A 14,838-nucleotide genomic window follows, 5' to 3' on the forward strand; every position below is an offset into this window, starting at 1 on the left:
AGAACCCGGAGGGTCCGGCCGATCCGCTGATCGTGCACCCGGACATCCGCCGCAACCTGATGGATCAGAAGAGTTTCACCGAAGGTGCGCGCGCGTTCATCCTGTGGGGCGCCACGATGATCGACAAGGCGCATCGCGCACAGGACAAGGACGCAGATGGGCTGATCTCGTTGCTGACGCCGGTCATCAAGGGTTTCCTGACCGACCAGGGCTATGACATGACCGTACAGGCGCAGCAGGTTTATGGCGGCCATGGCTACATCGAGGAATGGGGCATGTCGCAATATACCCGCGATGCCCGGATCGCGATGATTTACGAGGGGGCCAACGGCGTTCAGGCTTTGGACCTCGTGGGACGAAAACTGGCGCAGGACGGTGGTAAGCACGTGATGGCCTTCTTCGAGATGGTCAAAACCTTCTGCAAGGAGAACGCAGGGCAGGACGAATCCTATGACAAGGCGTTTATCGAGCCGCTGAAGGCTGCATCCAAGGATCTGCAGGCCGCGGGAATGTATTTCATGCAAAACGGCATGAAGAACCCCAATAACGCGTTGGCGGGCTCTTATGACTTCATGCACATGTTCGGCCATGTCTGCCTGGGCCTGATGTGGGCGCGAATGGCCAAGGCCGCGGCGTCACAACTGGCCGCAGGTGCTTCTGACGCCGCGTTCTACGAGACGAAGATCGCGACCGGGCGCTATTACATGGCGCGCCGCCTGCCCATGACCGCCACGCACCTGGCGCGCATCCAGTCGGGCGCTGACACGGTCATGGCGTTGGAGGCCGCAAATTTCTGAGTATTGCGGCGGGGTCCGCCCCGCCGGCCCAATCACTGAAGAAAGAGACATGCCGAAACGCTTTCGCCTGACCCGCCGCTTCCCCGTCGCCATGACGGAAGACGCCTACCGCAAGCTGAAACAGTTTGCGAAACAGTCAGGTCTGGACGAGGGCGAGGCGCTGTCGTTTCTGTTCGAGAATTTCAACAGCGTAGTCGACGAGGAAAACATGATCCACCGCTTGCGGCTGTTCAACGCGGAACTGGAGGAGCGCAAGAAATGAGGACACATCCCATCTTCATCGGTTGCACGAGTGGTTGGGTCAGGACGCCTCCGGCGAGAGTGCTTATGAAAAGATGAAATGGGATGCGTCCCTGCCGTCGAGCGTGTTTGCCGACAGGACAGGGACGACTTCGCCTTTTGCGGTCATTGGCTCTCCAGGCAGAACCGCAAAACCAATGAACCAAACCGAAGAAAAAAAGATGTCACCTTCATCACTTCATCTTTTCACAAATACTTATGGCCCCACGGGCCCCACACGCGCCACGGGAGGGGCGAGCGCATGACCATCAAACTTCATTGCTTCGGAGAAAGCGGCAATTCCTACAAAGCAGCGCTGGCGTTGGAAATGTCAGGGCTCGAATGGAAGCCGGTTTTCGTCGACTTTTTCGGCGGCGAGACCCGCACGCCGGAATACCGCGCCACTGTCAACGAGATGGGCGAGGCGCCGGTTTTGATCGACGGCGATTTTCGAACCAGCCAGTCGGGCTGCATCCAGGCCTATGTGACCGAGAAATCCGGCAGGTTCGGAGGTAAGACCCGCGAGGAGAACTATGACATCCTGCGATGGGTGCTGTGGGACAATCACAAGCTCAGCTCGATGGCGGGCCTGACCCGGTTCCTGATCCATTTCCTGCCCGAACAGCACCGCGACCCGAATGTGATCGCTTTCAACCAGGGGCGGCTCAAGGCCGCTTACAATGTGTTGAACGCCCACCTTGAAGGCCGCGACTGGATCGTTGGGGACAGCGTGACCAACGCAGACCTGAGCTGTTGCGGCTACCTCTATTACCCCGAGTCTTTTGGATTCAACCGTGCAGACTGGCCCCATATTGACGCCTGGCTGACCCGGCTTTCCGAACAGCCCGGCTGGAAAGCACCCTATGACCTGATGCCCGGCAACCCGTCGGATCGCGCTTGAGGAGAAACACATGACCGAAGCCTATATCTATGACGCCCTGCGCACGCCGCGCGGCAAGGGCCGCAAGGATGGCAGCCTGCACGAGGTGACCTCGGTGCGCCTCAGCGCGCTGACTTTGAACGCAGTGAAGGAACGCAACAACCTGGAAGGCCACGCGGTCGAGGACGTGATCTGGGGCAATGTCACCCAGGTGATGGAACAAGGCGGCTGTCTGGCGCGTTCGGCGGTCTTGGCTTCGGATCTGGACCAATCGATCCCCGGTCTGGCGATCAACCGGTTTTGCGCCTCCGGCATGGAGGCGGTGAATCTCGCCGCCAATCAGGTCAAGGGCGGCGCGGGCGATGCCTATATCGCCGGTGGCGTCGAGATGATGGGCCGCGTGGCCATGGGCAGCGACGGCGCGGCGATCGCCGTTGATCCCAGCCTCGCGATGGAGACCTATTTCGTGCCGCAGGGCATCTCGGCCGACCTCATCGCCACGGAATACGGATTCAGCCGCGACGATGCCGACGCATTGGCAGTCGAGTCGCAGCGCCGCGCGGCGGTCGCCTGGGAAGAAAACCGGTTCGAAAAATCGGTCATCACCGTCCGGGATCAGAACGGCCTGACCATTCTGGATCGCGACGAATACATGCGCCCCGGCACCGACATGCAAAGCCTTGGCGCCCTTAACCCCTCTTTCGCGATGATGGGCGAACAGATGCCGGGCTTCGACAAGGTGGCGATGCTGAAATACCCACATATCGAGCGGATCAACCACATCCACCACGCGGGCAACAGCTCGGGCATCGTGGATGGGGCTGCGGCTGTTCTGATCGGCAACAAGGAATTCGGCGAGAAATACGGCCTGAAGCCGCGCGCGCGCATCAAGGCAACCGCCAAGATCGGCACCGACCCGACCATCATGCTGACCGGCCCGGTACCGGTGACCGAAAAGATCCTGGCCGAAAACGGCATGGTCATCGGCGATCTGGACCTGTTCGAGGTGAACGAGGCCTTTGCCTCTGTCGTGCTGCGGTTCCAGCAGGCCTTTGACGTGGACCCCGGCAAGGTGAACGTCAACGGCGGCTCGATCGCCATGGGTCACCCGCTGGGCGCAACCGGCGCGATGATCATCGGCACATTGCTTGACGAGCTGGAGCGGCAGGACAAGGAAACCGGTCTGGCGACGCTCTGCATTGCGTCCGGCATGGGTGCGGCAACCATTATCGAGCGGGTCTGATGCCCAAGCTGGATCTCTCTCAGATCCCGTTCAAGAGTGGCTCGTCCTATCCCGGCAAACTGGCCGAGGCGGTCGGTGGCCGTTTCAACCAGGGCGTCGGCGATGCAGGCGGACTGACCCAGTTTGGAGTCAACATCGTACGGCTTGAACCGCAGGCTCTGTCCTCGCTGCGCCACTACCACATGGAGCAAGACGAGTTTGCCATTATGCTCAGCGGCAAATGCGTGCTGATCGATGACGATGGTGAGCATGAGATGCTGCCCGGTGACTGCGCCGCTTGGCCTGCAGGTGAGGCCAACGGCCATCACCTTGTGAACAAGACAGATGCGCCCGCGACCTTTCTGGTGGTGGGCACTCGGACCCCGACCGAGACCGGCTATTACAGCGACTTAGACATGATGGTGAAGGATGATGAGAACGGATTCTCTTTCACCCGGAAAGACGGCGGCCCGCTGACGGCTGACCAGATTGGAGATGACAATGACTGATTTCACTCTGACCACCGACGCAGACGGCGTCGCCTTTGTGACCTGGGACACCCAGGGCAAATCCATGAACGTGATGACCCGCGACGCCTTTGAACTGGTGAGCGCGCTGGTCGATAAGGCACTGGCCGACGATGCGGTCAAAGGCATCGTCATCACCAGCGGCAAGGAAGGTACTTTCGCCGGCGGGATGGACCTGAACACATTGGCCACGATCCGGCAGGAAGCGGGGGAGGAACCGGCCCAAGCGCTGTTCGATTTCGTCATGGGTGGCCACCACATCCTGCGCAAGCTGGAGCTGGCTGGCATGGACCCCAAGACAAAAAAAGGCGGCAAGCCGGTGGCCTGCGCCATCAATGGCACCTGCGCGGGCATTGGCACAGAAATCGCGCTGGCCTGTCACCACCGGGTGATGACCAGCAATCCGAAATCCAGGATCGGCCTGCCCGAGATTCTTCTGGGCATCTTCCCCGGCGGCGGTGGCACCACTCGTTTCAGCCGCATGGTGGGCGCGATGGCGGCGGCCCCGGTGCTGCTCGAAGGCAAGATGTTGGAGCCGGCCAAGGCCAAGGGTGCGCAGCTGATCGACGCGGTGGCGGACGATCCGGTGGCGGCGGCCAAGGAGTGGGTGCTGAACGCCAGCGAGGCCGATCTGGTGAAACCGTGGGATGCCAAGGGCTACAAGATGCCCGGCGGCGCGCCTTATCACCCGGCGGGGTTCATGACCTTTGTCGGTGCAAGCGCGATGGTGAACGGCAAGACCCAAGGCGCATTTCCTGCCGCCAAGGCGTTGCTGAGCGCGATCTACGAAGGCGCGCTGGTCGATTTTGATACCGCCCTGCGGATCGAGGCGCGGCATTTCACCTCGATCCTGATGAACCCATCCTCGTCCGCGATGATCCGGTCGCTGTTCCTGAACAAGGAAGCGCTGGAAAAAGGCGCCGTGCGGCCCAAGGAGGTGCCGGATCAGCGTGTCAAAAAGGTCGGCGTTCTGGGCGCGGGCATGATGGGTGCGGGCATCGCGCTGGTCAGCGCACAGGCCGGAATGCAGGTTGTGCTGATCGACCGCGATCAGACCGCCGCCGACAAGGGCAAAGCCTATTCCGAAAGTTACCTCGACAAGGGCATCAAGCGTGGCAAGGTCACGGCGGACAAGAAAGAAGCGATGCTGGGCCTGATCAACGCGACCCCTGATCTGGACGCGCTGAAGGGTTGCGACCTGATCATCGAGGCGGTGTTCGAAGACCCCAAGGTCAAGGCCGAGATGACCCGGAAGGTCGAGGCGATCATTCCCGAAGACTGCATCTTTGCCTCGAACACCTCAACGCTGCCGATCACCGGCTTGGCCGAGGCATCTGTGCGGCCCGAACAGTTCATCGGCATCCACTTCTTCTCGCCGGTGGAAAAGATGTTCCTGGTCGAGATCATCAAGGGCAAGAAAACCGGCGACCGGGCTGTGGCCAAGGCGCTGGATTATGTCCATCAGATCCGCAAGACGCCGATCGTGGTCAACGACGCGCGCTTTTTCTACGCCAACCGCTGTATCATTCCCTACATCAACGAAGGCCTGCGGATGATCACAGAGGGTGTCAGCCCTGTGCTAATCGACAATGCGGCGCGGCAACTGGGCTTCCCCGTCGGGCCGATCCAGCTCAACGACGAAACTTCGATCGATCTGGGGGCCAAGATCGCGCGGGCGACCAAGGCGGCAATGGGCCATGCCTACCCCGACAATCCGGGCGATGACCTGATCTTCTGGATGGAAGGTTTGGGCCGTCTGGGGCGCAAGGCGAATGCGGGCTTCTTCGACTATGACGACAAGGGCAAGCGCGTCGGATACTGGAAGGGAATGGCCGAGAAATACCCGCTGGCCGAGGATCAGCCTGATCTGATCGAAGTTCAGGAACGCCTGATGTTCGCGCAAGTTCTGGAAGCGGTGCGCGCGCTGGAAGAAGGCGTGCTGGAGGACATCCGCGAAGGCGACGTTGGCGCCATTCTGGGCTGGGGCTTTGCGCCGTGGTCCGGCGGGCCGCTCAGCTGGCTCGACATCATCGGCACGCCCTATGCCGCCGAACGCTGCGACCAGCTGGCAGCCGAATATGGCGAACGGTTCACCTGCCCGCCTCTGCTGCGCGAGATGGCGCAAAAGGGGCAAAGCTTCTATGGCCGGTTCAACCCCGAAGCCAAAGCAGCCTGACAATCCAGAACGGCGCGCATCGGCGCGCCGGTCATTCGAACCGGTATCCGAACCGGACGATATCCTCGCCGCAGGCTTCGGCGACCGCGTCCACGGTATCCGATGAGTAATACCGGCGATAGTCGGCCCCGCGCTCCGAACGGTTGAGGTACGGCATCACGACCTGAAATCCCAGATGCAGGATCAGCGACCCGGCATCCTCGGCGAAATGTTCAAGCCGAATATAGGCCGCGCATTGTTCCTTTCCATCGGCGCGCAGCATATAGGAGCGCGCCGGGCTGTTACGGAACGAGGCCAGAGTATGGGGGTGCAGGACAAAGGGTTCGAACTCCAACTTTTTTGCCAAGGACACCGCCGGGTGATCGAACTCCTGCTCTCTCAGCCAGTGGTAGTAGCTGACGACCCGGTCCCACGGGTTGCGCACAAGGGTAAAGGCAAAAAGCCCGCTCAGGACCTCTGGCGATATCAGGCCATCGATATCGGACAGTGTCGAATGTTTCCACAACCGTCCCCGGCTTTGCACGCCCTTGACCCGCTTGCGGCGTTTTTTGGCCTTGGGCGTGTCACCCAGCAGAATATCATCCTTCATCGCCCGGTTCTCCAGCGCCAGCGCCAGAGAGGTCCCGCCGGTTTTGGGAATATGGACAAAGACATAGGAACGGCCGGTCGAGATGATCATGCGGTTACGCTATCCCGGTTGATGGCCAAGCTGAAGCCTCAACCCGAACGCAGGGCTATGATGATACCGGCGGTAGCGATCAGGGCCACGCCCAGAATCTGATAGGCGCCAAGGGTCTGCCCGAAAGCAACCCATGCAAAAAGCGGGCCGAAGATCATGATGGAATACTCGAAGACCGACACATAAGAAGGCTCGCCCAACTGATAGGCCTTGATCAGCATGAAAACCGCCACCGACGCGCCCACCGCCTGCGTGACAACCCATGGCACTGCGTCCGTCATGGGCCAGACCCATCCCCGCATCACGAAGCCCGCAGGGCCGGCCGCTGGTTCCACCGGAAACAACGCAAACCCGATCAGGCCCAGCGCGCCTGCGGTTCCCAAAGTGATCGCCAACGCCCCCAACAAAACAACCGTGCTTTCGCCGGCACAATAACTGCGGGTGACGATCACCGACATGGCATAGAAAAGACCTCCCGCAACCGGGATCAAAACCTTGAGATCAAAGGCATCCGGATCGGGCTGCAACACGAACAGAATTCCCGCAAATCCGGTCAGCACTGCCAGAATGCGCCATGGCCCGATCCGCTGCCCCAGTCCCAGGGACGAGATCAACAGCACAAAGATGGGTGAGGTGAACAACCCCGCCAGCGCCTGCGCAATGGGCATGAAGGCCAGCGCGCTGAAATAGAACAGCATCGCCAGCGCCATCAGGATGCTGCGCAAGACGACCATGTTCGGGCGTATGGGTCGCATATGGCCCAACCCCAACAGGGACAGCCCGCCAATCAGCGGCAGCATCACCAGCGCGCGGGTGAAGTGGAATTGCCAAAGCCCGATGGTCTCGGCCACGCGTACGACGAAATTGTCGATCACACCAATGATCGCCATCGCGGCAACCATCAATATCGACGCCGCCACCGGCGCGGTTTTTGGACCTGTCTGCATTCCCCTCTCTTACCGTTCAGACCGCCAGCGCTCTGAAATCTCAGCGACATTCGATGCCGGTTTCGGATGTTTCCGGCGAAAATGGCCAATCAACCGCTCTACTCGTTTGCCGTGCCCGATTTTCCCATGCTAGGGTTACAGAAAACAATGACGAGCATAAACCATCCGAATGACGGCGCTGAAACAGTATGAGCGGATCGAAGCCACCGGTCTGTGGCGACCCTCGCCCGAGGAGCAACGGCGCGAGGTGCTGGTCTCGATCGGCGAAGCGACGCTGACGATTTCGGATTTCAAGGACACCGCCCTGACGCACTGGTCCCTGGCCGCGCTGGAGCGGCAGAACCCGGGTGAATTTCCAGCGATCTACAACCCCGATGGCGACCCGGGTGAAACGCTCGAACTGCCCGACTCGGAAACCACGATGATCGAAGCGATCGACCGCTTGCAGCGCGCCATCGACCGGGCACGACCACATCCGGGTCGGTTGCGTTGGGCCAGTGTTGCCGGGGTACTTTTCGCTGTTCTGGCTGTCCTGATATTCTGGCTGCCCGGGGCGTTGCAGCGCCATGTCGTATCTGTGGTGCCCGACATCAAACGACAGGAAATAGGAGAAACCATCCTGCGCCATATCGAACGGGTGTCAGGCCGCGCCTGCACATCGCAGGATGCGCAACCGGTTCTGGAGCGGCTGGCGCAAAGAACCGGGGTGCGCCGGATCGTGGTTTTGCCCGGCGGCGTGGCGGAAAGCCTGTTTCTGCCTGGCCGGCTTGTTCTGTTGAACCGCGCCCTGATCGAAGATCACGAAGACCCGACGGTGGCCGCGGGCTTTGTTCTGGCCGAACGCGCTCGTGCCGCGCAAACAGATCCACTGGCCGATCTTCTGGACCGCGCCGGGTCGGTGGCGGCCTTTCGATTGCTGACTACCGGCGAACTGACTCCCGATACACTCGACCATTATGGTGAACAGGTTCTGGCCGAGGCCCGGCCCAGCATCGCCGACGAGGATATTCTGGCAATGTTCGGGCAGGCCGCCCTGCCCTCAACCCCCTATGCCTATGCCCGCGACGTAACAGGGGAAACCGTTCTTGGCCTGATCGAGGCCGACCCAATGGCGGGCCGCACCGTCGAACAGGTGCTGCCCGACCGCGAGTGGGTGCTGCTGCAGAATGTATGCGGCGGGTAAGACATTCGCCGCACCCGGAACGCAGGAAACACGGTTTTTCATTCAAATGATCTGCGATGAGTCAAACGCCCCAACTTGTATATGTTGTAAACGCCAACAGTACGCAGAGGCGGACTAGATTTAGGTTCCAGTCGGAAGCCTATTTCTGCGCCAGATAGGGGCCTTGAACTTCACGCAGGAGTTTGCGTTTCATTGCCCTTTCGTAATCCGCGAAACTGCCTGCAACTTCGACGAAGGCACCAGTTCCGTGAATAACGCTTGTTTCGTAGTAACGCACGATCTCGGGTTCGGCGCCCAGAATGACCAGTCCGTTTACGGTGACATCGGCGACAGGGAAATGCTTGTAGGCGCTTTCTGGCGGGTATCCGTCGTTGTTTACGCCGTCGCCAGAGATATCGAGAACCCGACGATAGCACTCAGATTTTTCTTCGAGAGCCAAAAGGCCAAAAGCGACCGCTTGGCCGATCGCGGTTGGATAAAAATGCGGATACCCCGCATCATCGATAATCGCAGCCGCGAACCGGGACAAATCCGCCTGGCTTTCGATCATATGCCAAGGGGCGATGACGGATTGATGACGATGGCTACTCCATTCGTAGGCAATCATCGCCACCGCACCCGGTTGAGCGACGATCAACCGGGAAACGACCGGATCGGTGAGGGCTGCGGCCAGCCCCGCGCGCTGGAGCCTGTATTCAGCTTCATCGACACTGACGGAAATATCGAGGCCAAAAGCCAAAGCCAGCGAGCACTCCACTTCTCTGGCAGCGACTCTGTCAGCCCAGATCAATACCAACGAAAAGCCAAGTGGAATCGTCAAAAAGAACAGGCGCTTTAGATCGCTGCAGATCATTTCGTCCCCGCTACCAAGGGTTCGATTGACTTCAATTTCCCGGCGAGTATGGCACAAAACCCTGAAAATGTCGATTTTCGCCTGTCCATCTGCCGATGTCTCGAAGGGCTCCTGATAGGCGAAAACGTGTGCAACCAGATAGAAACCCCGGTGGCGGCCGCGACGAGGGCCGCGCCCCCGCCCCGGTTGACAACCTGCGATGCGATTGGCTCTGTTCGGGGCGCGAGCGTCCCCGTCTCAGCATTGCAAAAAAAGGAGGTCCGATGCCCCGCCGTTTCGTCGATCTGTCCGTACCGCTGGAGACCGGCATCGTATCGGACCCGTCAATCATGTTGCCCGAAATCGAATACCTTGGCCACGATCAGACCGCCGAACAGGTGATGACGTTCTTTCCCGGTCTGACACGCGAGGATCTGCCGGGTGGCGAGGGCTGGGCGGTGGAGCGGTTGCACATTGCAACCCATAACGGCACCCATCTGGATGCGCCCTATCACCACCATTCCACGATGAACAACGGCGAACGCGCCATCACCATCGACGAAGTGCCGCTGGAATGGTGCCTCAATCCCGGCGTCAAACTTGATTTCCGCCATTTCGAGGACGGCTATGTGGCGAGTGCCGCGGATGTAGCGGCAGAGCTGGAGCGGATCGGCCACAAGCTGCAACCCCTGGATATCGTGGTGGTCAACACCTCGGCCGGGGCGCATTATGGCCAGCCCGACTATCTGCTCAAGGGCTGCGGCATGGGGCGCGAGGCGACGCTGTACCTGACCGAACGGGGCGTGCGGGTGACCGGCACCGACGCGTGGAGCTGGGACGCGCCCTTCCCTCTGACTGCGCGGGAATATGCGCGCACGGGCGATCCCTCGATCATCTGGGAGGGGCACCGCTCCTCGATGGACATAGGGTACTGCCACATGGAAAAGCTTGCCAATCTCGAAAACCTGCCGCCCACCGGGTTCGAGATTTCCTGCTTTCCCTTCAAGATCAAGGGCGCCTCGGCGGGGTTTACACGGGCGGTCGCGATTTTTGAGGAATAGGGGGAGGGCAGGCAATGCCAGTGAAATCAGTGCCACCAGCGGGCCATGACGGCCCTTATCCCGCACCGGTCGAGGTGCGGGGGTACACGGTCAAGCCGGAGTGGATCGACTATAACGGCCACATGAACGTGGGCTATTACGGCGTCGCCTTCGACGAGGGGCTCGAAGAGATGATGGTTGCGCATCTGGGTCTGGGAGGCCCACAGGTCGAAGCCACGGGAGAAGGCCCTTACATGATCCAGTCGCACGTGCATTTCCTGCGCGAGGTGCGCGAGGGCGAGCGGTTCTATTATCGGTTCCGGCTGCTCGACGCCGATGGTAAGCGGGGGCATTACTTCGGCCAGATGTTCGCGGAGGAGGATGACGCGCTTTGTGCCACTCAGGAGGGCGTGTTCATCAACGTGAGCCACGAAACCGGGCGGTCCTGCCCCTATCCGGACTGGGCCGTCACGCGACTGGCGCGGATGGTTGAAGATCACAAGGGGCTGGAGCCCGCGCGGCAGATCGGCCAGCCCATAGGGCTTCGGCGCAAATAGCGCGGCGGTCCAAGATGGGTCTGTCCTATCCGTCTTCGGATAACTGACGGTGGGACAGAATCCAGTCACGCACCAGGACCGCTTCATGCGTCAGCGGGCGGCCGAGTGACCAGACAAGATAGAATCCCTGGCCGGTGCGCCATTTCCATTCTTTCCGCCCCGAAAGCAGGCCCTGGTCGATCAGGCGGTCGGTCAAGTGTTTCCAGCCAAAGGCAAAACCTTCGCCGGCCATCGCGGCCTGAATTACCAGGGCGTAATCGTTCAGGCGCAGGCCACCCTTGGGGACGACCTCGTGAATGCCGAATTGCACGAACCAGTCGCGCCAGCTGGGCCGGTCACGCACCGGCTCTTCAAGATGAATCAACGGCTGGTGCAGCAGCCCCGCAAGGTTTCTGAGGTCGACGGCGGCGGCCATGGTCCGGGTGGAGGCAACGGGATAGATGACCTCTTCGGCGATCAGGGCGCTTTCGCATCCCGGCCAGTCGCCGGTTCCGCGCCGCACCGCAAGGCTGATGTTTTCCGTATCGATATCGGGTTCGCGGTCGCTGGATTGCAAGCGCAGGTCGATCTGCGGGTGCCGGTATTGCAGGTCGGCGAGGCGCGGAATGATCCAGTAGTTGTTGAAAGCGGTGGAGGCGTTGAGGGTCACGTAGTCGGGCCGCGACAGCTGTTGAATTGCCGAGGCCGAATGGGACAGCTGCTCGAACGCACGGGTGACGTCGGCGCGCAGCCGCTCGCCTGCGGCGGTCAGGGAAACCTTGCGGTGGCTTCGGGTGAACAGGGCAACGCCAAGACTGTCTTCGAGCTGGCGGATCGAGGCGCTGACCGCCGGTTGCTGAACGTTCAGCTCCTGCGCGGCCCTGGTAAAGGAATTCAGCCGCGCCGCCGCTTCAAAGACGACCAGATGGCGGGGTGAAGAGAGCAGTTTCCAGAGTTCTTGCATAATTTCAAATTATCCAAATCATTCATGTTTTCAAGCGTCACAAGGTGAATTCACATCGCTATCATTCCCTGAAACAGATGGAGGCGCAGATATGGCGAGACGTTCCCGGCAGACGCGCGTACGCGGAGCAGAGGCGAATTCCGGTCTGGTGTCTCCCTTTGTGCGCAGAACCCTGCCCTTTTTCGATCCACTGGATGAAGACCAGATATCCCGGTTGGAATCGCAGGTAGACTGGTTGCTGCAGGAGGTCGGCATCGCCTTTCGCGACGATCCCGAGGCGCTGTGGCTGTGGCAACGCGAGGGTGCAATGGTCAACGGTGATATCGTGCGCGCCCCGGCCGACTGGATTCGGTCGCTTTGCGCCAAGGCGCCCCGCGAATTCACCCAGCTTGCCCGAAACCCTGAGCGCTCGGTCACCATTGGTGGTGCAAATCAGGTCTTCGCTCCGGTCTATGGCGCGCCTTTCGTTCGTGATCTCGAGGGCGGGCGGCGATACGGCGACATGGCGGCGTTCCGCGATCTTGTACGCCTGACCTATTTGCATCCGAACCTGCATCACGGCGGCTTCGTCACCTGCGAACCCTGCGACGTGCCGGTCAGCAAGCGGCACCTCGACATGCTGCTGGCCCACATGACCCTGTCGGACAAGCCGCATCTGGGGGCCATCACCGAAATGAGCCGCGCACAAGACAGCATCGACATGGCCGAGATCGTCTTTGGCGCCGACGTGATGGAGCAAAACTGCGTCATCATGGGCAACGTCAACACCAACTCACCCCTACTGGTCGACAAGGTGGTGACCGAGGCGGCGCGGGTCTATTCCACGCGCGGGCAGGGTTTGGTCGTGGTTCCCTTCATCCTGTCGGGGGCGATGGGGCCGGTCAGCACCGCCGCCTCGGTGGCGCAGGCGATGGCCGAGGCGATGATGGTCTGTGCCTATGTGCAACTGCTCCGCCCCGGCGCGCCCTTCGTGCTGGGCAACTTTTTGTCGTCGATGTCGCTGAAATCCGGCGCGCCGACCTTCGGGATGCCCGAGCCGGTGATGTCCAATTATGCCATCGGCCAACTGGCCCGCCGCGCCGGGTTGCCCTTGCGTTGCGGGGGGTCGCTGACGGCATCCAAGATCGAGGATGCGCAAGCCGCCTATGAAAGCGCCGATTCCATGCATTCAACGATGCTGGCCGGTGCCAATTTTGTACTGCATTCGGCTGGTTGGCTGGAGGGCGGGCTGTGCACCGGGTTCGAAAAGCTGGTGATGGATGCAGACCGTCTGGGCGGGTATCAGAAGGTGCTGGATCAGGGCCTTGATGTGTCCGACAACGCGCTGGCGCGAGACGCCTATGACGAGGTTCAACCGGGCGGTCATTTCCTGGGCTGCGCCCACACGATGCGCCACTATCAGACCGCATTCTACGAGCCCGGACTCAGCAACAGCGAGAACGTCGAGAGCTGGGAAGAGGGCGGGTCCGAAGACATGCGTCTGCGCGCCTTCAAGCGCTGGAAGGCCATGTTGAACACCTATCAGGAACCGCCATTGGACGCCGCCAAGCGTGAAGAACTGGAAGCTTTTGTCGAGAAACGGAAGGAAGAGCTGCCCGATGCCTGGTATTAAGATCACCGGACTGCGTGCCACTCCCGTCAACATCCCGCTGGAAAAGCCGATGTGGTGGACTGGCGGGCATTATCCGGGAACGTCGAAAACGATCATCGAGGTTGAAACCGATCAAGGGCTGATCGGTCTGGGCGAGGCACCGTCGGTAGATGTGGTAGAGACCATCCGCGCCATGGGCGAGAGGTTGATCGGCGCAGACGCACTGGACATTGCCGGGTGCGAGAGCCTCTGCGTGCCGCCCTGGCAGATCGTGCAGAACACCGATGACAGTTCGGTGGTCAAGGCCTTTGGCGCGATCGAGATTGCGCTTTGGGATCTGCGCGGCAAGGTGGCTGGCGAGCCGCTATATCGCCTGCTGGGCGGGGCGGTGCGCAAGGACATCCCCTTTACCGAGTATTTCGGCTTTCGCGATGGCGGCGAAATGACGCCCGAGGCAATTTCGGACTATTGCATGCGCATGCGCGAGGAGCACGGCTCCACCATGTTCGAGGGCAAGCTCATTCTGGGTGACCCGAAACTGGAGATTGACACCGTCAAGGCGATGCGCGCCGCCTTGGGGTCTGAGGCGATGATCAGGCTCGACAGCAACATGCAATGGTCGCTGCCCACCGCGATGCGGGTGTTTCGGGAAATCGAACCCTACGACATCCGCAATTACGAAGACCCGGTTGCCACGTTCGAGGAAATGGCCGAGTTGAGGCGGCACTTCACCATCCCGATTTCAACCCATGTGCCGGATATCCGCCGCGCGGTGGCGCTGGGTGCGCCCGATTTCATCGTCACCAACTTTGCCGTTCTGGGCGGGATTGGCCGCGCGGTGCGCTTCATCGGTGCCTGCGAGGCGATGGGTGTGGGGTTCTGGTGCTACTCCGGGGACGCAGGCATCGCCACCGCCGGATACCTGCATATGTCTGCCGCCATGCCATGGATCACCGAGCCGTCGCAATCGCTGTTCCGCTGGCAGGTGGGCGACGTGATCGAGGGCGGGCCGTTCCGGCAGACGAACAACACCGTCCGGGTGCCTGAAGGTCCCGGACTGGGCGTGACGCTGGACCGCGACGCCCTGAACCACTGGCACACTCACCTGGTCGAGAACGGACCGCTTGACCATTTCCATGACCCCGCAATGCCCGGCCGCTTCCGCCGCCTGCCGCTCAACTGAGG

General features: G+C 60.9%; 15 protein-coding genes. 11 read left to right on the forward strand and 4 right to left on the reverse strand.

Translation table 11 applies throughout. The annotated features are described in order from the left end of the window. The 6 genes from AC2FNB_RS12650 to AC2FNB_RS12675 form a co-directional block, all read left to right on the forward strand. The coding region (locus tag AC2FNB_RS12650; protein ID WP_496746781.1) for an acyl-CoA dehydrogenase C-terminal domain-containing protein at positions 1 to 797 on the forward strand (797 nt) is incomplete at its 5' end. Positions 798 to 846: 49 nt separating this feature from the next. After that, entirely contained in the window at positions 847 to 1,059 is a 213-nt protein-coding gene (locus AC2FNB_RS12655) for a hypothetical protein (protein WP_496746784.1), read from the forward strand. Between the two features lie 279 nt (positions 1,060 to 1,338). Further along, positions 1,339 to 1,977: a glutathione S-transferase family protein gene (locus AC2FNB_RS12660; RefSeq protein ID WP_496746788.1), complete on the forward strand. Its 639-nt coding sequence runs from the start codon at positions 1,339 to 1,341 to the stop codon at positions 1,975 to 1,977. Between the two features lie 10 nt (positions 1,978 to 1,987). Further along, on the forward strand, positions 1,988 to 3,199 hold the full coding sequence (locus tag AC2FNB_RS12665) for an acetyl-CoA C-acetyltransferase (RefSeq protein WP_480751228.1): 1,212 nt from the start codon (positions 1,988 to 1,990) through the stop codon (positions 3,197 to 3,199). Beyond that, positions 3,199 to 3,687 carry a cupin domain-containing protein gene (locus AC2FNB_RS12670; protein WP_496746790.1) on the forward strand — a complete coding sequence of 163 codons (489 nt, stop codon included), beginning with the start codon at positions 3,199 to 3,201 and terminating at the stop codon, positions 3,685 to 3,687. The genes AC2FNB_RS12665 and AC2FNB_RS12670 overlap by 1 nt, the downstream gene beginning before the upstream one ends. After that, positions 3,680 to 5,881, forward strand: coding sequence for a 3-hydroxyacyl-CoA dehydrogenase NAD-binding domain-containing protein (locus tag AC2FNB_RS12675; RefSeq protein ID WP_496746792.1), 2,202 nt, complete (start codon positions 3,680 to 3,682; stop codon positions 5,879 to 5,881). The genes AC2FNB_RS12670 and AC2FNB_RS12675 overlap by 8 nt, the downstream gene beginning before the upstream one ends. Before the next feature lie 31 nt (positions 5,882 to 5,912). Here the strand turns inward: AC2FNB_RS12675 and AC2FNB_RS12680 are convergent, their stop codons facing one another. Next, entirely contained in the window at positions 5,913 to 6,560 is a 648-nt protein-coding gene (locus tag AC2FNB_RS12680; RefSeq protein ID WP_496746795.1) for a sulfotransferase family 2 domain-containing protein, read from the reverse strand. Positions 6,561 to 6,598: 38 nt separating this feature from the next. After that, entirely contained in the window at positions 6,599 to 7,507 is a 909-nt protein-coding gene (locus AC2FNB_RS12685; protein WP_480751223.1) for a DMT family transporter, read from the reverse strand. A gap of 169 nt (positions 7,508 to 7,676) precedes the next feature. Here AC2FNB_RS12685 and AC2FNB_RS12690 point away from each other — a divergent pair, with 169 nt between their 5' ends. Beyond that, positions 7,677 to 8,690 carry a hypothetical protein gene (locus tag AC2FNB_RS12690; RefSeq protein ID WP_496746798.1) on the forward strand — a complete coding sequence of 338 codons (1,014 nt, stop codon included), beginning with the start codon at positions 7,677 to 7,679 and terminating at the stop codon, positions 8,688 to 8,690. A gap of 139 nt (positions 8,691 to 8,829) precedes the next feature. On the opposite strand, the gene AC2FNB_RS12695 is transcribed toward AC2FNB_RS12690, so the two are convergent. After that, positions 8,830 to 9,543 carry a DUF1194 domain-containing protein gene (locus tag AC2FNB_RS12695; protein WP_496746800.1) on the reverse strand — a complete coding sequence of 238 codons (714 nt, stop codon included), beginning with the start codon at positions 9,541 to 9,543 and terminating at the stop codon, positions 8,830 to 8,832. Positions 9,544 to 9,806: 263 nt separating this feature from the next. Between AC2FNB_RS12695 and AC2FNB_RS12700 the strand changes: the two genes are divergently transcribed. Next, positions 9,807 to 10,583 carry a cyclase family protein gene (locus AC2FNB_RS12700; RefSeq protein WP_480751217.1) on the forward strand — a complete coding sequence of 259 codons (777 nt, stop codon included), beginning with the start codon at positions 9,807 to 9,809 and terminating at the stop codon, positions 10,581 to 10,583. Positions 10,584 to 10,597: 14 nt separating this feature from the next. Then, a complete protein-coding gene (locus tag AC2FNB_RS12705; protein ID WP_480751215.1) occupies positions 10,598 to 11,119 on the forward strand; it encodes a thioesterase family protein in 522 nt (173 codons plus the stop codon). A 25-nt stretch (positions 11,120 to 11,144) separates the two neighbouring features. Here the strand turns inward: AC2FNB_RS12705 and AC2FNB_RS12710 are convergent, their stop codons facing one another. Continuing rightward, positions 11,145 to 12,062, reverse strand: a complete 918-nt coding sequence (locus AC2FNB_RS12710) for a LysR substrate-binding domain-containing protein (protein WP_480751214.1) — start codon at positions 12,060 to 12,062, stop codon at positions 11,145 to 11,147. Between the two features lie 91 nt (positions 12,063 to 12,153). On the opposite strand from AC2FNB_RS12710, the gene AC2FNB_RS12715 reads away from it, so the two are divergent. Both AC2FNB_RS12715 and AC2FNB_RS12720 read left to right on the forward strand, forming a co-directional pair. After that, the gene (locus tag AC2FNB_RS12715) at positions 12,154 to 13,674 is read left to right on the forward strand and encodes a trimethylamine methyltransferase family protein (protein WP_480751212.1); all 1,521 of its coding nucleotides are present in this window, start codon (positions 12,154 to 12,156) and stop codon (positions 13,672 to 13,674) included. Next, positions 13,661 to 14,836, forward strand: coding sequence for a mandelate racemase/muconate lactonizing enzyme family protein (locus tag AC2FNB_RS12720; protein ID WP_496746810.1), 1,176 nt, complete (start codon positions 13,661 to 13,663; stop codon positions 14,834 to 14,836). The genes AC2FNB_RS12715 and AC2FNB_RS12720 overlap by 14 nt, the downstream gene beginning before the upstream one ends. Positions 14,837 to 14,838: the final 2 nt, after the last annotated feature.

Source organism: Ruegeria sp. BHSB058 (assembly GCF_059613285.1).

Coding starts and splice junctions, on each gene's coding strand:
- AC2FNB_RS12655 (WP_496746784.1), top strand. CDS start 847: ATGCCGAAACGCTTTCGCCTGACCCGCCGCTTCCCCGTCGCCATGACG.
- AC2FNB_RS12660 (WP_496746788.1), top strand. CDS start 1,339: ATGACCATCAAACTTCATTGCTTCGGAGAAAGCGGCAATTCCTACAAA.
- AC2FNB_RS12665 (WP_480751228.1), top strand. CDS start 1,988: ATGACCGAAGCCTATATCTATGACGCCCTGCGCACGCCGCGCGGCAAG.
- AC2FNB_RS12670 (WP_496746790.1), top strand. CDS start 3,199: ATGCCCAAGCTGGATCTCTCTCAGATCCCGTTCAAGAGTGGCTCGTCC.
- AC2FNB_RS12675 (WP_496746792.1), top strand. CDS start 3,680: ATGACTGATTTCACTCTGACCACCGACGCAGACGGCGTCGCCTTTGTG.
- AC2FNB_RS12680 (WP_496746795.1), bottom strand. CDS start 6,560: ATGATCATCTCGACCGGCCGTTCCTATGTCTTTGTCCATATTCCCAAA.
- AC2FNB_RS12685 (WP_480751223.1), bottom strand. CDS start 7,507: ATGCAGACAGGTCCAAAAACCGCGCCGGTGGCGGCGTCGATATTGATG.
- AC2FNB_RS12690 (WP_496746798.1), top strand. CDS start 7,677: ATGACGGCGCTGAAACAGTATGAGCGGATCGAAGCCACCGGTCTGTGG.
- AC2FNB_RS12695 (WP_496746800.1), bottom strand. CDS start 9,543: ATGATCTGCAGCGATCTAAAGCGCCTGTTCTTTTTGACGATTCCACTT.
- AC2FNB_RS12700 (WP_480751217.1), top strand. CDS start 9,807: ATGCCCCGCCGTTTCGTCGATCTGTCCGTACCGCTGGAGACCGGCATC.
- AC2FNB_RS12705 (WP_480751215.1), top strand. CDS start 10,598: ATGCCAGTGAAATCAGTGCCACCAGCGGGCCATGACGGCCCTTATCCC.
- AC2FNB_RS12710 (WP_480751214.1), bottom strand. CDS start 12,062: ATGCAAGAACTCTGGAAACTGCTCTCTTCACCCCGCCATCTGGTCGTC.
- AC2FNB_RS12715 (WP_480751212.1), top strand. CDS start 12,154: ATGGCGAGACGTTCCCGGCAGACGCGCGTACGCGGAGCAGAGGCGAAT.
- AC2FNB_RS12720 (WP_496746810.1), top strand. CDS start 13,661: ATGCCTGGTATTAAGATCACCGGACTGCGTGCCACTCCCGTCAACATC.